Origin of the sequence: Corynebacterium sp. P4-C1 (assembly GCF_030503595.1) — a bacterium.
GTDB lineage: Bacteria > Actinomycetota > Actinomycetes > Mycobacteriales > Mycobacteriaceae > Corynebacterium.
Genome location: NZ_CP129966.1, coordinates 1,968,372 through 1,987,753, shown reverse-complemented (window position 1 = coordinate 1,987,753; position 19,382 = coordinate 1,968,372). Strand labels below are relative to the sequence as shown.

General features: G+C 65.1%; 18 protein-coding genes and 1 pseudogene. 13 read left to right on the top strand and 6 right to left on the bottom strand.

Annotation, left to right across the window (positions count from 1 at the left end):
• Nucleotides 1-57: 57 nt before the first annotated feature.
• The 6 genes from QYR03_RS09365 to mnhG are packed head-to-tail and all read left to right on the top strand — an operon-like array spanning nt 58 to nt 6,593.
• Nucleotides 58-3,078, top strand: coding sequence for a Na+/H+ antiporter subunit A (locus QYR03_RS09365; RefSeq protein WP_301713487.1), 3,021 nt, complete (start codon nt 58-60; stop codon nt 3,076-3,078).
• A complete protein-coding gene (locus tag QYR03_RS09360; protein WP_301713488.1) occupies nt 3,078-3,566 on the top strand; it encodes a Na(+)/H(+) antiporter subunit C in 489 nt (162 codons plus the stop codon). The genes QYR03_RS09365 and QYR03_RS09360 overlap by 1 nt, the downstream gene beginning before the upstream one ends.
• Nucleotides 3,559-5,364 carry a Na+/H+ antiporter subunit D gene (locus QYR03_RS09355; protein WP_259850238.1) on the top strand — a complete coding sequence of 602 codons (1,806 nt, stop codon included), beginning with the start codon at nt 3,559-3,561 and terminating at the stop codon, nt 5,362-5,364. The genes QYR03_RS09360 and QYR03_RS09355 overlap by 8 nt, the downstream gene beginning before the upstream one ends.
• Nucleotides 5,361-5,939, top strand: a complete 579-nt coding sequence (locus QYR03_RS09350; RefSeq protein WP_259850237.1) for a Na+/H+ antiporter subunit E — start codon at nt 5,361-5,363, stop codon at nt 5,937-5,939. The genes QYR03_RS09355 and QYR03_RS09350 overlap by 4 nt, the downstream gene beginning before the upstream one ends.
• Nucleotides 5,932-6,210, top strand: a complete 279-nt coding sequence (locus QYR03_RS09345) for a monovalent cation/H+ antiporter complex subunit F (RefSeq protein WP_259850234.1) — start codon at nt 5,932-5,934, stop codon at nt 6,208-6,210. Before QYR03_RS09350 ends, QYR03_RS09345 begins: the two co-directional genes overlap by 8 nt.
• A 5-nt stretch (nt 6,211-6,215) precedes the next feature.
• Nucleotides 6,216-6,593, top strand: a complete 378-nt coding sequence (gene mnhG, locus QYR03_RS09340) for a monovalent cation/H(+) antiporter subunit G (protein ID WP_259850467.1) — start codon at nt 6,216-6,218, stop codon at nt 6,591-6,593.
• Nucleotides 6,594-6,629: 36 nt separating this feature from the next.
• Here the strand turns inward: mnhG and QYR03_RS09335 are convergent, their stop codons facing one another.
• The 3 genes from QYR03_RS09335 to QYR03_RS09325 all read right to left on the bottom strand — a co-directional run bounded on the left by QYR03_RS09335 (nt 6,630) and on the right by QYR03_RS09325 (nt 9,867).
• Nucleotides 6,630-7,760: a glutamate--cysteine ligase gene (locus tag QYR03_RS09335; protein ID WP_259850465.1), complete on the bottom strand. Its 1,131-nt coding sequence runs from the start codon at nt 7,758-7,760 to the stop codon at nt 6,630-6,632.
• Between the two features lie 141 nt (nt 7,761-7,901).
• Nucleotides 7,902-9,254 carry a LytR C-terminal domain-containing protein gene (locus tag QYR03_RS09330; protein ID WP_259850229.1) on the bottom strand — a complete coding sequence of 451 codons (1,353 nt, stop codon included), beginning with the start codon at nt 9,252-9,254 and terminating at the stop codon, nt 7,902-7,904.
• Between the two features lie 391 nt (nt 9,255-9,645).
• Nucleotides 9,646-9,867, bottom strand: a complete 222-nt coding sequence (locus tag QYR03_RS09325) for a DUF3263 domain-containing protein (RefSeq protein WP_259850227.1) — start codon at nt 9,865-9,867, stop codon at nt 9,646-9,648.
• Between the two features lie 22 nt (nt 9,868-9,889).
• On the opposite strand from QYR03_RS09325, the gene QYR03_RS09320 reads away from it, so the two are divergent.
• The 5 genes and pseudogenes from QYR03_RS09320 to QYR03_RS09300 all read left to right on the top strand — a co-directional run.
• On the top strand, nt 9,890-10,453 hold the full coding sequence (locus QYR03_RS09320) for a peptide deformylase (RefSeq protein WP_259850225.1): 564 nt from the start codon (nt 9,890-9,892) through the stop codon (nt 10,451-10,453).
• On the top strand, nt 10,453-11,472 hold the full coding sequence (locus tag QYR03_RS09315) for a GNAT family N-acetyltransferase (RefSeq protein ID WP_259850223.1): 1,020 nt from the start codon (nt 10,453-10,455) through the stop codon (nt 11,470-11,472). Before QYR03_RS09320 ends, QYR03_RS09315 begins: the two co-directional genes overlap by 1 nt.
• A gap of 28 nt (nt 11,473-11,500) precedes the next feature.
• Nucleotides 11,501-12,283, top strand: a complete 783-nt coding sequence (locus QYR03_RS09310; RefSeq protein WP_259850221.1) for an exodeoxyribonuclease III — start codon at nt 11,501-11,503, stop codon at nt 12,281-12,283.
• Complete coding sequence (locus QYR03_RS09305; protein ID WP_301978592.1) at nt 12,280-13,704, top strand: phosphatidylserine/phosphatidylglycerophosphate/cardiolipin synthase family protein; 1,425 nt, start codon at nt 12,280-12,282, stop codon at nt 13,702-13,704. Before QYR03_RS09310 ends, QYR03_RS09305 begins: the two co-directional genes overlap by 4 nt.
• Nucleotides 13,656-13,877, top strand: a pseudogene (locus QYR03_RS09300) (cardiolipin synthase A); the annotation flags it as partial. The gene QYR03_RS09305 and the pseudogene QYR03_RS09300, both read left to right, overlap by 49 nt.
• Before the next feature lie 465 nt (nt 13,878-14,342).
• On the opposite strand, the gene QYR03_RS09295 reads toward QYR03_RS09300, so the two are convergent.
• From QYR03_RS09295 to QYR03_RS09285, 3 genes are read right to left on the bottom strand one after another with little or no spacing between them, the layout of a single operon-like run.
• Nucleotides 14,343-15,095: an ABC transporter permease gene (locus QYR03_RS09295; RefSeq protein ID WP_259850214.1), complete on the bottom strand. Its 753-nt coding sequence runs from the start codon at nt 15,093-15,095 to the stop codon at nt 14,343-14,345.
• A complete protein-coding gene (locus tag QYR03_RS09290; RefSeq protein WP_259850212.1) occupies nt 15,088-16,062 on the bottom strand; it encodes an ABC transporter ATP-binding protein in 975 nt (324 codons plus the stop codon). The genes QYR03_RS09295 and QYR03_RS09290 overlap by 8 nt, the downstream gene beginning before the upstream one ends.
• Nucleotides 16,055-16,519, bottom strand: coding sequence for an NUDIX domain-containing protein (locus QYR03_RS09285; protein WP_259850210.1), 465 nt, complete (start codon nt 16,517-16,519; stop codon nt 16,055-16,057). Before QYR03_RS09285 ends, QYR03_RS09290 begins: the two co-directional genes overlap by 8 nt.
• Before the next feature lie 75 nt (nt 16,520-16,594).
• Here QYR03_RS09285 and QYR03_RS09280 point away from each other — a divergent pair, with 75 nt between their 5' ends.
• Together QYR03_RS09280 and QYR03_RS09275 are read left to right on the top strand one after the other, a co-directional pair.
• On the top strand, nt 16,595-18,103 hold the full coding sequence (locus QYR03_RS09280) for a hypothetical protein (protein WP_259850208.1): 1,509 nt from the start codon (nt 16,595-16,597) through the stop codon (nt 18,101-18,103).
• The gene (locus QYR03_RS09275) at nt 18,103-19,131 is read left to right on the top strand and encodes a transporter substrate-binding domain-containing protein (protein WP_259850206.1); all 1,029 of its coding nucleotides are present in this window, start codon (nt 18,103-18,105) and stop codon (nt 19,129-19,131) included. The genes QYR03_RS09280 and QYR03_RS09275 overlap by 1 nt, the downstream gene beginning before the upstream one ends.
• The last annotated feature ends 251 nt before the right edge of the window (nt 19,132-19,382 follow it).

The following is a 19,382-nucleotide window of genomic DNA, read 5'->3' as shown; positions in this document are numbered from 1 at the left end:
TGGGCCAGCGCACTTTTTGACCCCTGTCGGACACGAACTTGGGAGGGCCGTGACACCGTGATCACCCTGCTTTTCGCGCTGATCGCAGCGACAGCGGCGGCGCCGATTCTGCTGCGCTCGTTCGGTAGGCCTGCTTTCGGCCTGTTGGCGCTGGTGCCGGGAGCCGGGTTTGGTTGGCTGTTGTTCCAGTTCGCGAACGGGACGTTCCACAACGGCGGGGAGATCCTGGCGGCGTATCCGTGGATGCCGGGGATGCATCTGAATATCGAGTTCCGGCTCGATGCTTATGCGGGGCTGTTCGGCCTGATCATTCTCGGTGTCGGGGCGCTGGTGCTGTTGTACTGCTGGGGGTATTTCGACTCGAATCCGCGGCGGCTGAGCATTTTCGGTGCGGAGCTGACCATGTTCGCGATGGCGATGTACGGCCTGGTGATCTCCGACAACCTGCTGATGATGTACATCTTCTGGGAGATCACCTCGGTGCTGTCGTATCTGCTGGTCTCGTATTACGGGGAGCGTGCGTCGTCGAGGAGGGCGGCGACGCAGGCGCTGCTGGTCACCACGTTCGGTGGGCTGGCGATGCTGGTGGGGATCATTCTCTTCGGCACGCAGACGGGTGTGTGGAAGCTCTCGCAGATTGCCGGGATGACGGATCTGGAGCACATTCCGGGGATCACGGCGGCGGTGGTCCTGATCCTGCTCGGCGCGTTGACGAAGTCTGCGCAGGCGCCATTCCACTTCTGGTTGCCGGGCGCGATGGCGGCGCCGACTCCGGTGTCGGCGTACCTGCACTCGGCGGCGATGGTGAAGGCGGGAATCTATGTGGTGGGGCGGTTGGCGCCGGATTTTGCGTCGATAAGCATGTGGCACGTGGTGGTGTTGCCTGCGGGCGTGTTCACGATGCTGCTGGGTGGCTGGATGGCGTTGAAGCAGCGGGATTTGAAGCTGATTTTGGCGTACGGCACGGTGTCGCAGCTGGGATTCATGACGGCGGTGGTGGGTGTCGGTTCGCGCGAGGCGACGCTGGCGGGGCTGGCGCTGGTGTTCGCGCATTCGCTTTTCAAGGCGGCGTTGTTCATGATTGTGGGCGCGATCGACCACACGTCGGGCACGCGCGATATCCGCGAATTGTCCGGTCTGGGCCGTAAGGAACCGCTGCTCGCGGGGTTGGCCACGATCGCGGCGGCGTCGATGGCGGGCATTCCACCGCTGTGGGGTTTCGTGGCTAAGGAAGCGGCGCTCGAGGCCGCGCTCCACGAGGAGCTGCTGGTGGGCATGCCGCGCAATATTCTGCTCGTCGGCTTCATACTCGGTTCCGTGTTGACGATGGCGTATTCGCTGCGTTTCCTGTGGGGCGCGTTCGCGCGCAAGCGGGAGGACGAGATGAGCGCCGAGCTTATCGACGGCACGTCCCCCGCCGTCCGCGACATGGAACCCATCGAATTCCTGCAGTGGGCTCCCCCTGGACTCCTGGTTCTGCTCACCGTGGTGTTCGGTGCGGTGCCGCAGCCGTTGTCATCCCTGATCAACGAGTACCTCGACGTGCGCTTCCCGGACACGGAGCACCAGGACTTGGCCTTGTGGCACGGCTTCACGGTGCCACTGGCACTGAGTGCGGTGATCATCGCGGCCGGTGCCGTGATGTTCTGGCAGCGCGCACTGGTGAAGAAGGCTCAATTTGAAAGACCTGCGTTGGGCGACGCGGATGCGCTGTGGGACAACATGCTGAAGGTGCTGCGGCAGGCGTCGCTGCGTTTGACGGCGTCGACGCAGCGCGGTTCGTTGACCATCAACCTGGCTGTGATCTTCAGCGTGCTGATGGTGGTGCCGCTGGCGGCGCTGGTGTTCGGCGAGACGGCCGACACCCACATGATCCTGTGGGACACTCCGTGGCAGGGCATGACCGTGATGGTGATGATCAGCTGCGCGGTCGCCGCGACGATGATCCGCAACCGTTTGTCCATTGTGATCCTGGTGGGGCTCACCGGCTACGCTTCGGCGCTGATCTTCGCGCTGCACGGTGCCCCGGATCTGGCGCTGACGCAAGTGCTGGTGGAGACGCTCGTGATGGTCGTGTTCATGCTGGTCCTGCGCAAGCTGCCCACTGAGGTGGATGTGAAGAAGGACGCGGACAACCGCCTGCGCGCATGGCTGTCGGTGGGCACCGGCCTTTCGGTCGTGGTGGTGGCCATGGCGGCGATGTCAGCGCGGGTGGCCGAGCCAATCTCGGTGCTCATGCCCGACCTGGCCTACGAGATCGGCCACGGGCGCAACACCGTCAACGTGCTGCTCGTGGACCTGCGCGCGGCGGACACCCTGGGCGAGATCTGCGTGCTGGTCATCGCGGCGACGGGCGTGGCCAGTTTGATTTACCGGACCCAGTCCTTCACGCGCGATTCACGCCGTCCGACGCTGTCCACGCGCCGCCCGCGCTGGCTCGCCGCCGGTGTGGAAGGCGAGAAGGCCCAGAACCGCTCGATCATGGTCGACGTGGTCACCCGTCTCCTCTTCCCCGCGATGGTGCTGCTGTCCGCGTATTTCTTTTTCTCCGGCCACAACGCTCCCGGCGGAGGTTTCGCCGGCGGCCTGGTGATGGGTCTGGCGCTCACGCTGCGCTACCTCGCCGGCGGCCGCGACGAGCTCGAAGAGGCGCTGCCGGTGGACCCGTCGAAACTTCTCGGCACCGGCCTGCTGCTCTCCGGCGCGGCCGCCGTCGCCCCGATGTTCCTCGGCCACCCGCCGCTGACCAGCGGCTACATCGAGCCGGAACTTCCGCTCATCGGGCCTGTCACGGTTCCTTCCGCACTACTTTTCGACGCCGGTGTCTACACCATCGTCGTCGGCCTGGTCATGCACATTCTCACCTCACTCGGCGGCCAGATCGACCGCGAGGAGGACGAGCGCAAGGAGCGTGCACGCGACCGTGCCCGTGCCCTGCAGCGGAAGAACGAGGAGCGCAAGCGGGCCCGGGAGAAGCAGCGGGCGGGGGCGCGGCTGCGGGGGAGAAGGCGAGACGTCGATAAGCGTGCCCAAGCTGAACGCGGAATCTCGACAACTCGAACTGGGGAGGTGCAGTAATGGAAGCGAATTTGTTCTTGCTCATCGCCTCCGGCGTGCTGATCGCGGCGGGCGTATACCTGATGCTGGACCGAGCAATGACGCGCATGCTGCTCGGCGTGATGCTGATCGGCAACGGCGCGAACCTCTTGCTGCTGCAGTCCGGCGGGCAGGCCGGTGCCCCGCCGATCCTGGACCGCGACTCCATGTCCACCGACCAATCAGCCGACCCGCTGGCGCAGGCGATGATCCTCACCGCGATCGTGATCGCGATGGCGATGGTGTCGTTCATCCTGGCACTGCTGTACAGGCAGTACCGCTACCGCACCGACGACGTGATCGAGCATGACACGGAGGACCAGGCCATCGCCGCGCGTCCGGCCACCCCTTCGGCGGCCCCGGACGCGGACGCTTCCGACGACCCGGAGACCGGTCGTTTGCGCAGCGGCGGCGACGCTTTCGGGCCCCGCTCCTTCGAAGACCCCTTGAAGGAGGGCGACGATGAATAACCCCACCTTCGCCGACCCGACCTTCTACGAGTCGTACGTCGAGTTCCTGCTGCCGGCGATGCCGTACCTGATTCCGCTGCCGGTGCTGTTGCCGGCGCTGTCCGCCGCGCTGATCCTGCTCGCCGGAAAGCGCCGCCCGCTGCAGCGCAACATCGCGTTCTTCACCTTCCTGGCGCTGGCGGTGATCGCGGCGTCGATGATTCTGGTGGCGGACATCGCGGGCATCCAGACGCTGCAGATGGGCGGGTGGGACGCCCCGGTCGGCATCACGTTTGTCGCCGACCGCCTCTCCGGCATCATGCTGTTCGTGTCGGCGATCGTGCTGTTCTGCGTCATGTGGTTCGCGATCAGCCAGGGTATCCGCGACGGCAACGAGAACGACCCGGTCGATGTCTTCCTGCCGATCTACATGCTGTTGTCCATGGGCGTGAACTTGTCGTTCCTGGCGGGCGACCTATTCAACCTGTACGTGGGTTTCGAGATCTTCCTCGTCGCCTCCTACATCCTGCTCACCATGGGCGCGTCCCCGCAGCGGGTGCGTGCCGGCATCGGTTACGTGATGGTATCCATGGCGTCGTCGATGATCTTCATCTTCGCCCTCGGCCTGGTCTACGCCGCCGTGGGCACGGTGAATATGGCGCAGGCCGGCATGCGTCTGGAGGAGATTCCCGACGGGACCCGCACCGCCATCTTCGCCACCCTGCTCGTCGCTTTCGGCATTAAAGCGGCGATCTTCCCCCTCGACGCGTGGTTGCCGGACTCCTACCCCACCGCCGCTTCCTTGGTCACCGCGGTGTTCGCGGGCTTGCTCACCAAGGTCGGTGTGTACTCCATCATCCGTGTCCGCGTGACCATGTTCCCCGACGGCCCGCTGAGCCATCTGCTGATGTGGGTTGCGTTGGCCACCATGGTCGTCGGCGTGATGGGTGCCCTCGCCCAAAACGACATCAAGCGTCTTCTGTCGTTCACCCTGGTCAGCCACATCGGCTACATGATCTTCGGTGTGGCCTTGGGCTCAGCGCACGGGTTGTCCGGCGCGATTTTCTACGCAGTGCACCACATTCTGGTGCAGACCTCCCTTTTCCTGGTTGTCAGCCTCATCGAGCGCCAAATGGGTTCCTCCCAGCTGCGCCGCTTGGGGTCCCTGCTGTACACCGCCCCCGTGATCGCCCTGCTGTACTTCATTCCGGCGCTCAACCTGGGCGGCATCCCGCCGTTCTCCGGTTTCATCGGCAAGGTCCTGCTCATCCAGGCTGGTGCCGAGGAGGGGTCCTGGCGTTCCTGGGTCCTCATCATCGGTGCCGTGGTGACGTCGCTGCTCACCCTGTACGCCATGATGATCGTCTGGTCCAAGGCGTTCCTCCGTGACCGTTCCGATGCCCCCGAAGGCAATGTAGTCTCCGTCCGCGTTAGCCCTCTCGGCGATATTTCCGACACCGTCGCCCTCGAGGACAGCCAGGACGCGGGCCGCGTTCCTGCCGGCATGGTCGCATCGACCGCCACGCTCGTCGCCGCGTCCGTCGCTATCACGTTCCTCGCCGGCCCCATCTCCGCCATCACCGGCCGCGCCGCCGACTCCGTGCTGGACACCGCGCTCTACCGCACAGCCGTGCTGGGAAGCGACTGGTCCAACCCCTCCCGCACCCTCGACAAGAGCACACGTGACGACGGCACACGTGTCAACGACTCCGACTCCCTGACCAACCGCATCCACGACATTGAGGAACCAAGCGCTGGCGTGACGACGGTGCCCGTGCCCGAGCCCGCTGACGAAACCCCCGGGGAGGCCGCACGATGAGCCCGACGACCTCCACACCCGCCCAGCGCAAGCACCCGAAGCGCTCCTTCCTCCGGGACTTCTCGGCCCGCTTCCGCCCCTGGTTCATTTTCTGGATGACGCTCATGTGGGCGCTCCTCATGGGGGAGCTCACCTGGGGCAACGTTTTTGCCGGCATCGCTTTGGGCATGGTCATCACCATGCTGCTGCCGCTGCCGAAACTGCCCTCCGGCGGCGTGAGCGTGAACATCCCCAAACTGATCGTGTTCCTGGTCAGGTGGGTCGTCGAACTGCTGGTCGCCGCCGTCCAGGTCTCTTGGCTGGCGGTGCGCCCGGCGGACCCGCCCAAAAGCGCGATCTTCAAAGTCCCGATGCGGCTCAACTCCGAGCTGGCGCTGTACTTCGCCACCTGCGCCTACAACCTCCAGCCCGGCGGCTGTGTCACCGACATCGATCTAGCGAACCGCACCTGGACCATCCACGTTCTGTCCGCGGGGACGCAGAAGGATGTGGAGAAGGCGCTGGCGGACGTCGATAAGCTTGAGCGCTCGATGATCGCTATTTTTGAGAAGAGAAAGGCCCAGAAACATGGATGACGCGATTTACAATTCTGTGCTCGCGGTGGCGGCGGTGCTGCTGGCCGCCGGGTTTTTCATCACCACATGGCGGCTGATCACCGGGCCGAATTCGCTGGACCGTGTCGTGGCCATGGACGGTGTCGTCGCCTCCATCCAGTGCGCCCTGGCTACCTATATCTGCTGGACGCTGGACACCACCGTGGTCAACGCGATGGTGGTAGTGGCCATGCTCGGCTTCATCGGCTCGCTGTCCGTCGCCCGTTTCCGCAAGAGGGATGGTGCACTGTAGGGATGCTGACCTGGGAATTCATCTCCGACGTGCTGTCGCTGATCTTCATCGTCATCGGCGCGCTGCAGGTCTTCTTCGCGTCCGTGGGCATCACGCGCTTCCGCACGACGCTCGCCCGCATCCACGCCGTGACCAAGCCGCAAACCGTCGGCCTGATCATGGTCATTCTCGGCGTGATCTTCCGACTCACCGGCTCCGAGCATTTCGACGTCGGCCAGCGCGGCGACGTGGGCATGCTCTTCCTGCTCGTCCTCTTCGCCCTGATGACAAACCCGGTCACCGCACAGCGACTCGGCCGCGTCTCCCGCCGTGAAGGCCTCTACGGCGACGAGGACGACATTGCGATCAACGAGCACCCCGGGGACCTGCAGCGCAGGATCTAACACCGGGTTTCTGAGCTGGGTTGCGGGGCCAGGGCTTTAGGGGTGCCCGGCGCGAAGCTCCGCAACCGCCTGGTCCACGGCCCCGCGCCACGTGCCCGTCCGCTCGTACACCTCGCGTTGACGCTGGTAGGCCGCGCCATTTTCCACAATCTTGAGCACGAGGTTCAGCTCGTCGACACAGCCGAGACGCTTTGCGACGGGCCCCAGCTCCTCCACCATGTCCACCAGTTCATCCGTGACGAGACGCTCATCTGTGTCCCTGCTGGTGATCACCTCGGCCTCAAGACCGTACCGGGCACCGCGCCACTTGTTCTCCGCCACATGCCACGGCTGCAAGGTGGGCAGTTCCTCTCCCCGGTCGATCATCTCGTCGTAGTGCACGACCAGGCAGTGCGTGAGCGCCACGACCGCGGCGAGCTCCTCCAGGTTCGTCGCCGCATCCGAAATACGCACCTCGACGGTGCCCCACTTGGCGGCGGGGCGGACGTCGAAATGCATGCTGCCGGTGTGCGACGTAACACCGGACTTCGTCTGGTCGCGCATGAACTCCACCCACTCCTGCCAGCTACCGAACTGGTACGGCATGCCCGCGGTGGGGAGCTGCTGGTAAAGCATCGTGCGGTTCGACGCGTAGCCCGTGTCCAGGCCCTCCCACGCCGGGCTTGAGGCGGAAATAGCCAGCAGGTGCGGGTATTTCGTCATCACCGCGTTGATGATCGGCCACACGCGGTCCTCGTGCCGGATACCCACGTGTACGTGCGTGCCCCACAGCAGCATCTGCTTGCCCCAGTACTGCGTGCGGTTAATGATCTCCGTGTAGGTCGGCTTGTCCCCCACCGGCTGCGTGCGGAAATCCGCGAAGGGGTGGCCGCCACCCGCCCACAACTGCAGGTTCTTCTCGTCGGCCACTTGCTGGATTTTGTCCTTCGTGGCCCGCAGGTACTCCATCGCTTCCGCTGTCGTGCCGCACACCGGCGTGACCAGCTCGATGGTGTTCTTCAGGAATTCCTTTTCCAGGTGCGTCTCCGGCCACCGCTGCTCAACCGCCTCGATGACCTCCGCGGCGCGCGGCACCAAATCCCCCGTCTCTGGATCGACGAGCGCGATTTCCCACTCAACGCCCAAGCTCGGACCCGACGAACGGGCGAAGTCCCGGAACGGGTCCATCACGGCCTGGTTTGCTGGCTCAGTCATTCCTTCTGAATACGGCATGGACCGCCCCCGCGCAAGTTTCTGCGGGGGCGGTCCGGGGTTTAATTTCAGGCTCGGCCTCTCCTTCCGGCTGGCCTGGCCAGCCTAGGCTGCCGTCTAGAGAGCTACCTCTCGGTTCTCCGCCAGCACCAGCGTCAGGGAACCGGGCTTTTTGGCCTCGGCGGGGATGCGGTCGTCGTTGGCGAGTGCGATGCCGCCAACCTTGTCTGCCAGCTCGCGTGCACGGTCCTCCGCACCCGGGGTTGCCGGGTCGTAGAGAACGGTGTTCTGCTCGAAGATCGCACTCTCGCCAGGAATATTGCCGACCTCGCCGACCTTCATGCCCTTCTCGTTGGCCTGGGCGGCCACGCGGTTAGCGAAGTCCTGCATCGCCGAGTTGTTGTAGATGTTCACCGTCTCGTTCTCAGCCGTCATCGGGTTGTTCGCACCCACCGGGGCGGCGCCGTTGCCCTGCGTGCCACCCTGGCCCGGCTGGCGGTTCTGCGCGTTCGGGTCGTTCGGGTTCTGGCCCGCGCCGTTTTGGCCTTGCGCGTTCTGGCCCTGCGCGTTCGGGTCGTTCGGGTTCTGGCCCGCGCCGTTCTGACCCTGCACGTTCGGGTCATTCTGATTCTGCACCGACTGGCCCGCCGGGTCATTAGCAGCCTGGTGATCAGCACCGCCCTTGGTCAGCGCGTACACAGCCCACAACGCCAGCAGCAGCCCCACCGCAATGAGGATCATCGCCAGTCCGCGCTTAGGCACGCCACCTGCGGCTGCCGCGGTGCTCGAGCCGGTGCCGGCTGTCGCGGTGCGGGTGACCGGCGCGGCGACTGTGCGGTCGTCGCGGTCATCGCGGTCTGCGCGGTCTGCACGGCCGGCACGGTCGGCCTCGACGGAGTCCGCGAGCTCGTCGTCATAGTTGTCGTAATCGGCGCGGTCGTCGTAGACGGCTTCCTTAGAGGTGTACCCGTAGTTATTGTCGCCATCGACGTAGTCACCGATTTCGGCCCCCATCGTCGCGGCAGTGCTGCCCGCTGCTTCTTTGTGGCCGTGGGTGTAGCCGTAGCTGTCAGAGTCAACCTCTTCGCGACGGTGGTGCTTGCCGCGGGCCACAGGCTCGCGCGCGACGGTTTCACGTTCGACGGTTTTGTGCTCGGCGGCCTCGCGAGCGGCGCGCTCCTCACGTGGGTCGTACTGGTCACGGGCGTCGTAGTACTCGTCGAGCGCCTCGTCGAAAGAGCCGTCGCCGGCGGTCTCGTAGCGGTCGGCCGCGTGGTCCTGTGCCGGGGACCGCTTCACGCGGTTGTCCTCCACGAGGTCATCTTGAGCCAGGTCATCTCGTTCAAGGTCGTCCGCGAGGTCCTCGCGGTCCTGCAGCAGGTCCTCGCTCTTGTCTCGGCCGAAGAGCTTGCGGATGCCGCCGAAGCGGCCGTTACGCGGGTCACGATTACCAGGATTCACATTAGTCACAGCCGTCACCCTAATGAACGGCAATGGCCATTCATCGCGCGACGCGCCGAAACGTCCGACACCTCAGGCAAATGCGTATCGGATGTACCTGCTTCAGGATGGGGGCGCGCCCGGCCGGCACCAGCGGATTACCGCCGACCTCGCGGAGCCCAATCTATGAACGGTAACAATCGAACGGTAACAACGGTCCATAATGCTCACCTTTAGAGACATAAACCGCTGAAAAAGAGCATTGTTACCGTTCGATCGTTACCTTCTGCGATTTTCGAGCTGGAAACAGGCCCGCAACGAGCCGCCCTAGGTCACCCAAGCCCGCCAGACCACCTAAGCCCGCCAGACCACCCAAGCCGACTAGGTCGACTAGGCCGCCCAGATCGCAAAGCCCGCAGGCCTACCCCCCGCCGAGAACCCGCTGCTCCCGAATCCGCTGCAGCCGGCGCACAAGCTGGGGGCGTTCGGCGAGGGCGGCGGGGTCGTCGATAAGCACGTTGAGGCGCTGGTAGTAGCGGAACGGCGATATGCCCAGCTCAGCCCTGATGGCGTCTTCGCGGGCGCCGAGGCTGCGGGGAGCGCGGCCGGCGAAGTCGAGTACGGCTAAGTCAAAGGAGTCCACGGATCGATCCTATACTGAGGTAATGATCCGACCGATTGTCATTTACGGCGACCCTGTCCTGCACACGCCCACGGAACCGGTGACGGAGCCGGTGGAGGAATTGCAGGAGCTCATCGCTGACATGCACGAGACGATGGATGCGGCGTACGGCGTGGGGCTGGCGGCGAACCAGATCGGCGTGAATAAGCGCCTGTTCGTTTACCACTGCCCGGACGGGGACACGATGCGCCGCGGCACGGTGATCAACCCGGTGCTGGAGACCAGCGAGATCCCGAAAACGATGCCGGCCGATGATGACGACGAAGGATGCCTTTCCGTCCCCGGCGAGACGTTCCCCACCGGCCGCGCAGAGTGGGCAAAGGTCACGGGCCTGGATGAGAACGGCAAGCCGATCGAGGTGGAAGGCACCGGCTTCTTCGCCCGCTGCCTGCAGCACGAGGTCGGCCACCTTGACGGCTATGTCTACCTGGATGTTCTCACGGGCCGCCACAAGCGCGCGGCGAAGCGCGCGGTGAAGCGCAACGGTTGGGACCACGCGGGCAGCACGTGGATGCCGGGCGTGGACGAGGACCCGTTCGGCCACTAGTGTTCCGCTCCGAACCGCTTGCGCCGGGCGACCGAGTGGTGGTGCGCCGCCGCCACGGCAACCACGCCACAGATGTGATCGGCCACATTGTCACCCTCGACCCGCTGGTCGTGTGCCCGCAGAAGGTCGGCGGCCTGCCGTCCGACGCCGAGGCGATCCGCATCGACGAGCCGCTCATCGTCCGCCGTCTCAGCCCGCGCCGCATCCGCAACAGCGACATCCGCGCCGTCGAGACAGCCACGGCTCGCGCGTTCCCTGGCCAAGAACATTCGCTTATCGACGCCTGGCTCGCCCGCTCCGGCGCCTCCATCACCGAGCGCTCCAACAGCGCCACCCCGATCGGCCACTCTGCCGGCCTGCAGCCCGTCCCGATCGACGCGATCACGGACTTCTACCGCTCCCGCGGGATGCCGGTGCAGTTGTTGATTCCGGAGCGCATCGGCAAACCGGCGCTCAACCTCATCCAGCGCGACCCGGACAGGTGGGAGCTGGGGCCGGAGATCATCACCATGACACGGTCACTCGCGGATCTCCCCGACCAGGATGACCTTGCTGACCTGTCTGAGGCGGCGGAATTCACGGAGCCAGCTCCCTTGCCCACCTTCCGCGTCGACTCTCACCCCGATGCCGCCTGGCTGGGCATGTACCACTTCCGCGGCCAGCCGCTGCCTCCGGAAGCTCTCAAGGAGCTCGCCGAGGAGATCGACGGGGAACTCGGCTTCGGCCGCTTACTGGCTGACGGCGACGGGGAAACAGTCGCAATCACCCGTGGCACCATCACGTCCTCGGACGACGGGCGTGTGTGGCTGGGCTATTCGGCGGTCGAGGTCGCCCCCGGCCACCGGCGCCGCGGTCTGGGCACTCAGCTGGGCTGGCACATGCTCCGCTGGGGTGCCTCGCGCGGCGCGACGGACGCGTACCTGCAGGTCCTCGCCAGCAACGATGCCGGCATCGGGCTGTACGACAAACTCGGATTCGTCGAGCACCACCGCCACCGCTACGCCACCCTGAAAGACTGAATGCCGTGCGTGATCTAGTCTAGATCGCATGCGGATTGCCACGTGGAACATCAACTCGGTGCGCACGCGCGCCGACCGCGCCGTCGCTTTCTTGGAGCGCAACGACGTGGACGTTCTGGCCATGCAGGAAACGAAGTGCTCGGACGATAAATTCCCGTACTCGGCCTTCGAGGCCGCGGGCTACGAGGTCGCCCACGTCGGTTATCACCAGTGGAACGGTGTAGCGCTGATCTCCCGGGTGGGGCTGGACAATGTGCGGGACCACTTCCCCAACCAGCCCGGCTTCAACAAGGACCCCGACAAACCGCAGGACCGGGAAGCCCGCGCGGTGGGCGCCACCTGCGGCGGCGTCGAGATCTGGAGCCTCTACATCCCGAACGGGCGCGAAATCGGCGACCGCCACTACGACTACAAGCTCGAGTACCTCTGGCGTCTCGCCGAGGCGGTCGAACCAGGCACCCCGCAGGTCTTCTGCGGCGACTACAACATCGCCCCCACCGACTCCGACGTCTGGGACCGCGCCTTCTTCGAGGGCAAGACGCACGTCACGGAACCGGAGCGCGCCGCCTTCGGCAACCTCCTCGAGTCCGGTCTCGCCCCCGTGGAGCATGATGAACCGTACTCGTACTGGGACTACAAGGCGATGCGCTTCCAAAAGAATGAAGGCATGCTCATCGATTTCCAGTTGACGGGGCTTAAGGGAAGGGGGTTCGTCGATAAGCATGAGCGCGAAGGCAAGGGCGCATCCGACCACGCACCCGTCGTCGCGGATTACGACGTGACGCGCTTGCTTATCGACGACGTCCGATGATCCCCGACCTCTCCACTTGGCAGCTCATCTTCATGATCGTGGACTACACGATCAAATTCGTGGTGATCGGCGTCATCCCCGAAAACCGCAAGCCGTCCAGCGCGAACGCCTGGCTGCTCATCATCCTGCTCATCCCGTTCCTCGGGCTACCCCTGTACTTCTTCTTCGGTTCGACCTACCTGTCGCGGCGCCGCCACCGCATCCAGAAGGAGGCGCACGCCGAGATCAACGATGTCCACGCCGACTTCCCCGACGTCCCCTCCAGCGTGAGACTCAGCGGCGACGTGGCGTCCATGGCGCGCCTCAACCGCACGCTCACCGGGTACCCCGCGGTCGAAGGCCACGTGGAAGCGCTCTGGTCCGACTACCAGAAGACAATGCTGCGCATCGCGGAGCTTATCAACGCCTCCACCTCCCACGTCCACATCGAGATCTACGCCCAGGCCTGGGACGACACCACCGCCCCCGTCTTCGAGGCGATGGAACGGGCCGTCGCACGCGGCGTGAAAGTCCGCGTACTTTTCGACCACATCGGCTCCCAGAAATACCCCGGCTTCCGCGCCTTCAAACGCCGCCTGACCGCCGCCGGGATCCAGTGGCACCTCATGCTGCCCCTCCTGCCGCTCCAGTGGCGCTTCCGACGGCCCGACCTGCGCAACCACCGCAAACTCATCGTCATCGACGACCGCGTCGCTATGATGGGATCCTTCAACCTCATCGACCGCTCCTACCTCGTGCGCAACCACGTCAAGAAGGGCCGCCAATGGGTCGACTCCTTCGTCGAGCTCACCGGGCCCGTCGTCGCTTCCCTCGGCTCCATGTTCGCCGTCGACTGGTACACCGAATCCGGCGAGGTCATCGACATCACCCCGCCGTACGACAACACCCCCGGACCACTCGAAGGCCAGAACGTCCTCCAACTCATCCCCTCCGGTCCCGGCTACAGCACCGAGCCCAACCTGCGGATGTTCAACACCCTCATCCACCACGCCCGTGAGCGGCTGATCCTCTGCTCGCCGTATTTCGTGCCCGACGACTCCATGCTCGAGGCCATCACCACCGCCTGCTACCGGGGAGTGCGCGTCGACCTGCTCGTCGGCGAGAAAGCCGACCAGTTCATGGTCCAGCACGCCCAGTCCGCCTATTACCAGCAGCTTCTCGAGGCCGGCGTCCACATCTGGCAGTTCCCCGCCCCCTATGTCCTCCACTCCAAGTTCGCGATCGCCGACCCGGTGGTGTGGGCTTCTTCTCCTTCCCCTGCCCCGGCTTCCGCCGCTCCCCCTCTTCTTCCCCTGCCCCGGCTTCCACTTCCGCCGCCTCCCCTTCCTCGGCTTCCACTGCTTCCCCCGCCACGGCCGCCGACCTGCAGGAAATCGCGATCATGGGCAGCTCCAACATGGACATGCGCTCGTTCTCCCTGAACTACGAGAACAGCCTGTTTGTCCTGGGCGGCCCCCTCATCACCGAGTTGTGCAACCTCGCCGCCGCCTACCTCTCGGTTTCCCGCGAGCTCACGCTTGAGGAGTGGAGCCAGCGGCCGTGGTCCCGCCGCTACGTCGACAACGTGCTCAAGCTGACGTCCGCGCTCCAGTAACACACCCGCACCACCCCGCACTTAGCCTTCCTCCCATTTTCTGCCACTCCCATTTTCTTCCACTCCCATTTCTGCCCCTTCACCCAAACCAACCCCTAAACCCATAAACCCGCACTAAACCCGCGCTAAACCGGTGCCAAACCGACTCCAAAAATGATTGGTCCGCACCAACCGGTGAATCTGTTTGATTTCCATCCATGCGCTCAGATCTATAAGCCCAGCTAGACGGTTTTTGGTCTTTGCACGCGTGAGTGGAAAAAGCAAACAGATTCACCAGCCTCTCGCCACGGTTGGTTCCGCAGCGGTTGGTCCCGTCACGGCTGGTCCCGCAGCGGTTGAGGGGAAGCCCGACTCAAGATAGCCGGGCATGAGAAAACCTGCGGAGGGAAACTCCCATCCGCAGGCGAAAGGTGAAGGGTGAAAGGTGAAGGGCTTAAAGCTCAGCGCGGGCAGCACCCGACCGGTCTAGGCGTCGCGGCGCTCCAGGAGGAGGAGCCCGATGGCGTAGATGACCAGCACCCACACAGCAAAGACTCCGAACGAGCCCCACAGAGTCAGCGGGTCGCCGCCGAAGGGGTTCGGCTTATCGGACTGGGAGTTCAACACGAACGGGATAGCGTTCTGGAATGGGGCGATGAACTGGACTTTCTGGCCGATCTTGGGGATGAATCCGATAACGAACTCGAAGATCGGCAGCGTGATCATGATCATCACCACTGCGGCTGTGGAGCGCAGAATCCACCCCAATCCCTGCGTCATCATCACCAACAGGAAGACCACCAGCGGCACGGCCCAGAAGGAGCGGCGGGCGAAGACATTGGTCGTCCACTCCACCGGGTAGGGGGCGAACTGGTCGCCGGCGGTATAGGAGGCCACAAGGATGATGATGCTGAGAACCACCGCGATCAGACCGTAGACGGCGAGCTTGGACAAGGCCAGTTGCCAGCGCTGCGGAGTGATGGCGAAGTTGATGGAATTCACGTTGAAGCGGTACTCGGTGGTGACCACCATGGCCGCCTGGATCAGCATCGGGATGAGCCCGTAGATCAGGACCTGCTGGACTACGAGGGCTCCGGCGTACAGCGGAAAATCCGGGTTGTCGAACGCCGCCGCGAGGGCCACAAATACAACTGCGAGCACGAACGCGAGGCCGGTTGTCCAGTAGAAAGACTTGGTGGTGCGGAGCTTCGTCCATTCGGAAAGCATTGTTTTAAGCACGGTATTCTCCCGTCGTGGAATCGCTGGAAGCGGCCGGAGCAGGAGCACCGGGTAGCCCGGTGTGGTACTCGACGGCGCTCTCGGTGCGGCGGATGTAGGCGTCCTCGAGGGTGGCGCGGCGCTCGGTGAGCTCGGTGACCATGACACCGGTGGAGAAAGCGAGGGCGCCGATGTCCTCGGAGGAGCGCTCAGGGATCTCGAGTGTCGGGCGGCCGTCGAGGTCCGCGGCTTGGGAGAACTCGATGCCCTCGGCGTGCAGTGCGGAAGCGAACTGATCGAGGTGCGGCGAGCGCACAACGGTGGTCAGGGTGGAGTTCTCCTTGATGAATTCGTGGACGGACCCGGCGGCCACGAGGCGGCCCTTGCCGATAACGACGAGCCGGTCGGCGGTCTGCGACATCTCGGAGAGCAGGTGGGAAGACACGAGCACCGTGCGCCCTTCGGCGGCGAAGCGGCGCAGCAGCTCGCGGACCCAGCGGATGCCTTCGGGGTCGAGGCCGTTGACGGGCTCGTCGAGAATGAGGTACTCGGGGTTGCCGAGCATGGCGGCGGCGATGCCGAGGCGCTGTCCCATGCCGAGGGAGAAGCTGCCCGCCTTCTTACCGGCCACGGAGGTCAGGCCGACAAGGTCGAGGACTTCGTCGACGCGCGAGGTGGGGATCCCGGAGGCTTGTGCCTGCCACAGCAGCGCGTTGCGGGCGGAGCGGTTGGGGTGGATCGCTTTGGCGTCCAGGAGTGCCCCGACCTTGTGGAGGGGGTGTTTGAGGGAGCGGTAGGGGACACCGTCGATAAGCGCGCTGCCTGATGTCGGCGTGTCCAGGCCAAGGATCATGCGCATCGTCGTTGATTTGCCGGCGCCGTTCGGCCCGAGGAAGCCGGTGACCACGCCGGGTTCGACCCGGAACGTGAGGTCGTCGACCGCGCGGACCTGGCCATATTCTTTGGTCAGGTGCTGTACGTCAATCATGCGATTCAGCGTGCCACAAAAGCACACTCAACGACGACTCGAACCCCCGGTGCAGCTCGTACTCCTTGATTTTGTCCAGCGGAACCCACAGAAGCTCCATGGATTCTGCGTTGGGCTCAAGGTCGATGGGGGCGCCGGTCGTGGTGTGGGCCATGACCGTGGTGTAGGTCCACCCGGGCTCCTCGCCGGCGGTGACCAGTGCCTTCTCCACCACTACGAGGGAGGTGTCGATCCCGCACTCCTCCACTGTTTCCCGCAGGGCGGCTTCTTCGGCGGTCTCGTGGGAGTCGCGCGCGCCGCCGGGCAGCGCCCAGGTCCCCCCGTCAGCGACCCAGTGCGCACGGTGCTGCAGAAGTACCGTGTCCCCGGCGCGGAGGAACAATCCCGCCGCACCGTACTTGCCCCACACGCGCTTGCCGCCGGGGCCGTCGACCCACCCGTTGCCGTCACCTTCCATACGCACCAGTCTAACGGCCCGGTGAACCAGCGGGCGACCGCCCGAATCCGCGTGGTGGTGCGCTATTCTGGGGCAATGACGCGGGCAGAGCCGGGGGCGAAGACACGGGAGAGGTCGGGCGCGGGGACGCTCGATCGCACCCGCGCGAAACTCCCCCGCTTCACACCGCGTAAGTCGAAGGCCCGTCCGGAGCTGCCGGAGAGCGAGGATGCGTGGCTCGACCTGCTGGAGGAGACACCTCCGCAGAAGGGGTTGCGGGGCATCCGGACGAAGCTCCAGGATTCTCTCGGCGGGACGGGCCGCTGGGTGGGGGATGCGTGGGGGTTCGCGTGGTCGAGCGTCGGCAAGCTTCTGCTGCTGATGCTGGTGCTGACGCTGCTGATGTTCGCGGGCGCGTCGGCGGCCTCGCAGGCGGGCGCGAACCGGCAGTCGGGGCTGCAGACGTTGTTGAATGCGACGGAGCCGATGAGCAATTCGGCGCACACGCTGTACACGAGCATGAGCCAGGCAGATACGTTGGCGACAACATCGTTCGTGCAGCCGGGGCTGCAGACCGCGGAGTCGCACCGCGATTACCTGGAGGCCATCGACGCGGCGGTGGTCGCGGCGGACGAGGTGCTGCGCGGCAGCGTGGAGACGCGGGCGGACGACACGGAGAAGGTGCAGGACCTGGTTCGCGAGATCCAGCGCCTGATTCCGCAGTACACGGGCTTGATGGAGCGCGCGCAGGCGAATCAGCGCGTGGGCAATCCACTGGGCGTGGCGTACATGCAGCAGGCGAGCTCGTTGATGCACGAGAAAATGCTGCTCAAGGCGCAGGTGATTCTGGATATTACGCGCGACCAGGTGGAGCACGAGATGAAGCGCCTCACCCGCGCCCAGGTGGTGCCGTTGTCGGGGTTGCTGGCGGCGTTGATCGCGTTGGGGGCGGCGCAGTGGGCGCTGTGGCGGATGTTCCGCCGCCGCCTGAACAAGGGGTTCCTCGCGGCGACGGCGTTGACGCTGGTGGCGATGATCTGGCTGGGCGCGTCGAATATCGCGGCGTGGGATGCGGGCCGGAACGATTTCGCGAGCAAGTCGGGCAGCTACGAGCAGCTCACGGGTGCGCGCACCGCGGCACAGGAGATGCGCACGGCCGAGACGATCACCCTGCTCACGCGTAACACGCAGCGGACGAAGAGCTCGATCAACGACACGTCGGCGGAGGTATCCACCGCGCTCGACGCGATCGAGAACGACGCCAACCGCCAGCAGGTCGACACCGCCCGCAAGGCGCTCGCGGACTGGCGCGACGCGCATTCAGACATGATGAGCGCGCTCCAGTCCGGCGACTACGACCGCGCTGTCACGCTCGCTGCGGACACCGGGGAGATCACCAACGAGACGACGACAGCGACGGCATTCGCACTTCTCGACGATTCCATGGCCGAGCTCATCTCCTCCTCCCGCTTCGAACAACGCGCCTACATCAACGAGGCGCTTGGCACCACGCGCGGAGTGTCCACGGGCATCATGGCTCTCATGCTGCTCGCGATCGTGGCGACATTCATCGGCATCCGCCCCCGAGTCCAGGAGTACATGTGATGGCACGCACCGCTTATCGACGTCACCGCCGCCCCTTCCTCCTGGCCGCCCTCCTCACGGCCGCCGCCCCTTTATCCGCCTGCGCCCCGGCCCCTCCCCCGCCGCAGTTGCCGGAGAGCGACCGAGTCATCCACGACGATCTCCTCCCGCCCGGCGCACAGCTCGACGAGCCTGGCGCGGAGCCCGCGGAGCCAGCCGCGGACTTCGACTGGCCCGGTTCCGTGCGCCCGGACGATATGAAACCGGAGGAGCGCATCCCGGAGATCTACCACCGCGGACGCATCATCATCGGCGTGGACCAGTCCCAGTACCTCCTTAGTTTCCGCGACAACGCCACCGGCGAGCTCAAGGGCTTCGAGATCGACCTCGCCCGCGAGATCTCCAAGGATATTTTCGGGGACCCGGACCGGGTGGATTTCCGCTTCATCGATTCCACCATGCGCACCGAGGCCATCGTGTCGGGCCAGGTGGACATTGTGGTGCGCACCATGTCGATCACCAAGAAACGCTACGACGCGATCGATTTCTCTGTCCCCTACCTCGATTCCAGTGTGCGGATGCTGGTCCCCACCGCGTCGGGGATCGAGTCCACATCCGATATCACCGACGAGCGCATCTGCGTCACCGACGGCTCCAATGTGCTGGACATGGCCCGCCGCACCTTCCCCGACCAGGAAATCCTGCGCACCCGCAGCTGGGCAGACTGCCTGATGGCCCTGCAGCAGTTCCAGACCGGCGCCTTGCTCGGCGACGAGGCCATTCTCGCCGGCGCCGCCGCCCAGGACCCGTTGACTACTGTCACCGGGGAGGCAGTGGCGAATCAGCAGTACTCAGTGGGCATCCCGAAGGGGAATGACGGCCTGACACGCCAGATCAATTCCACCCTGGAGCGCATCCGCCGCGACGGCACGTGGGATTCCATGTTCAACCGCTGGCTGAGCCCGCACATCGCCCCACGCTCCGCCCCCGCACCCAAGTACCGTCCCGACGCCCCCGCCGCGGAGGCGCCCGCCGCGGAAGGAGAATAAGCCGTGACTGAAAAGGACACAGCCAGAGACGCAGACGCAAACACGGCCGCCGGCGCGAACGCCAACACGAGCCCCGACACCGGCCCCGCGCCCACCCAGGCGGTCGCTTTCGACCCCTTCGCGGACCTTGCCGGCACCGAAGACGGCACTGAGTCCAGCACCGAAGACGGCGCCAGGAACAGCGGCAGTAGCGAGGAGGATGACTGGCTGTCCTGGTACGACCACGGCGACATCGACCAAGTGACCCACCA

Coding starts and splice junctions, on each gene's coding strand:
- QYR03_RS09285 (WP_259850210.1), bottom strand. CDS start 16,519: ATGGAAGGTGACGGCAACGGGTGGGTCGACGGCCCCGGCGGCAAGCGC.
- QYR03_RS09350 (WP_259850237.1), top strand. CDS start 5,361: ATGAGCCCGACGACCTCCACACCCGCCCAGCGCAAGCACCCGAAGCGC.
- QYR03_RS09360 (WP_301713488.1), top strand. CDS start 3,078: ATGGAAGCGAATTTGTTCTTGCTCATCGCCTCCGGCGTGCTGATCGCG.
- QYR03_RS09345 (WP_259850234.1), top strand. CDS start 5,932: ATGGATGACGCGATTTACAATTCTGTGCTCGCGGTGGCGGCGGTGCTG.
- QYR03_RS09320 (WP_259850225.1), top strand. CDS start 9,890: ATGATCCGACCGATTGTCATTTACGGCGACCCTGTCCTGCACACGCCC.
- QYR03_RS09280 (WP_259850208.1), top strand. CDS start 16,595: ATGACGCGGGCAGAGCCGGGGGCGAAGACACGGGAGAGGTCGGGCGCG.
- QYR03_RS09310 (WP_259850221.1), top strand. CDS start 11,501: ATGCGGATTGCCACGTGGAACATCAACTCGGTGCGCACGCGCGCCGAC.
- QYR03_RS09275 (WP_259850206.1), top strand. CDS start 18,103: ATGGCACGCACCGCTTATCGACGTCACCGCCGCCCCTTCCTCCTGGCC.
- QYR03_RS09335 (WP_259850465.1), bottom strand. CDS start 7,760: ATGGACCCGTTCCGGGACTTCGCCCGTTCGTCGGGTCCGAGCTTGGGC.
- QYR03_RS09305 (WP_301978592.1), top strand. CDS start 12,280: ATGATCCCCGACCTCTCCACTTGGCAGCTCATCTTCATGATCGTGGAC.
- QYR03_RS09355 (WP_259850238.1), top strand. CDS start 3,559: ATGAATAACCCCACCTTCGCCGACCCGACCTTCTACGAGTCGTACGTC.
- QYR03_RS09290 (WP_259850212.1), bottom strand. CDS start 16,062: ATGATTGACGTACAGCACCTGACCAAAGAATATGGCCAGGTCCGCGCG.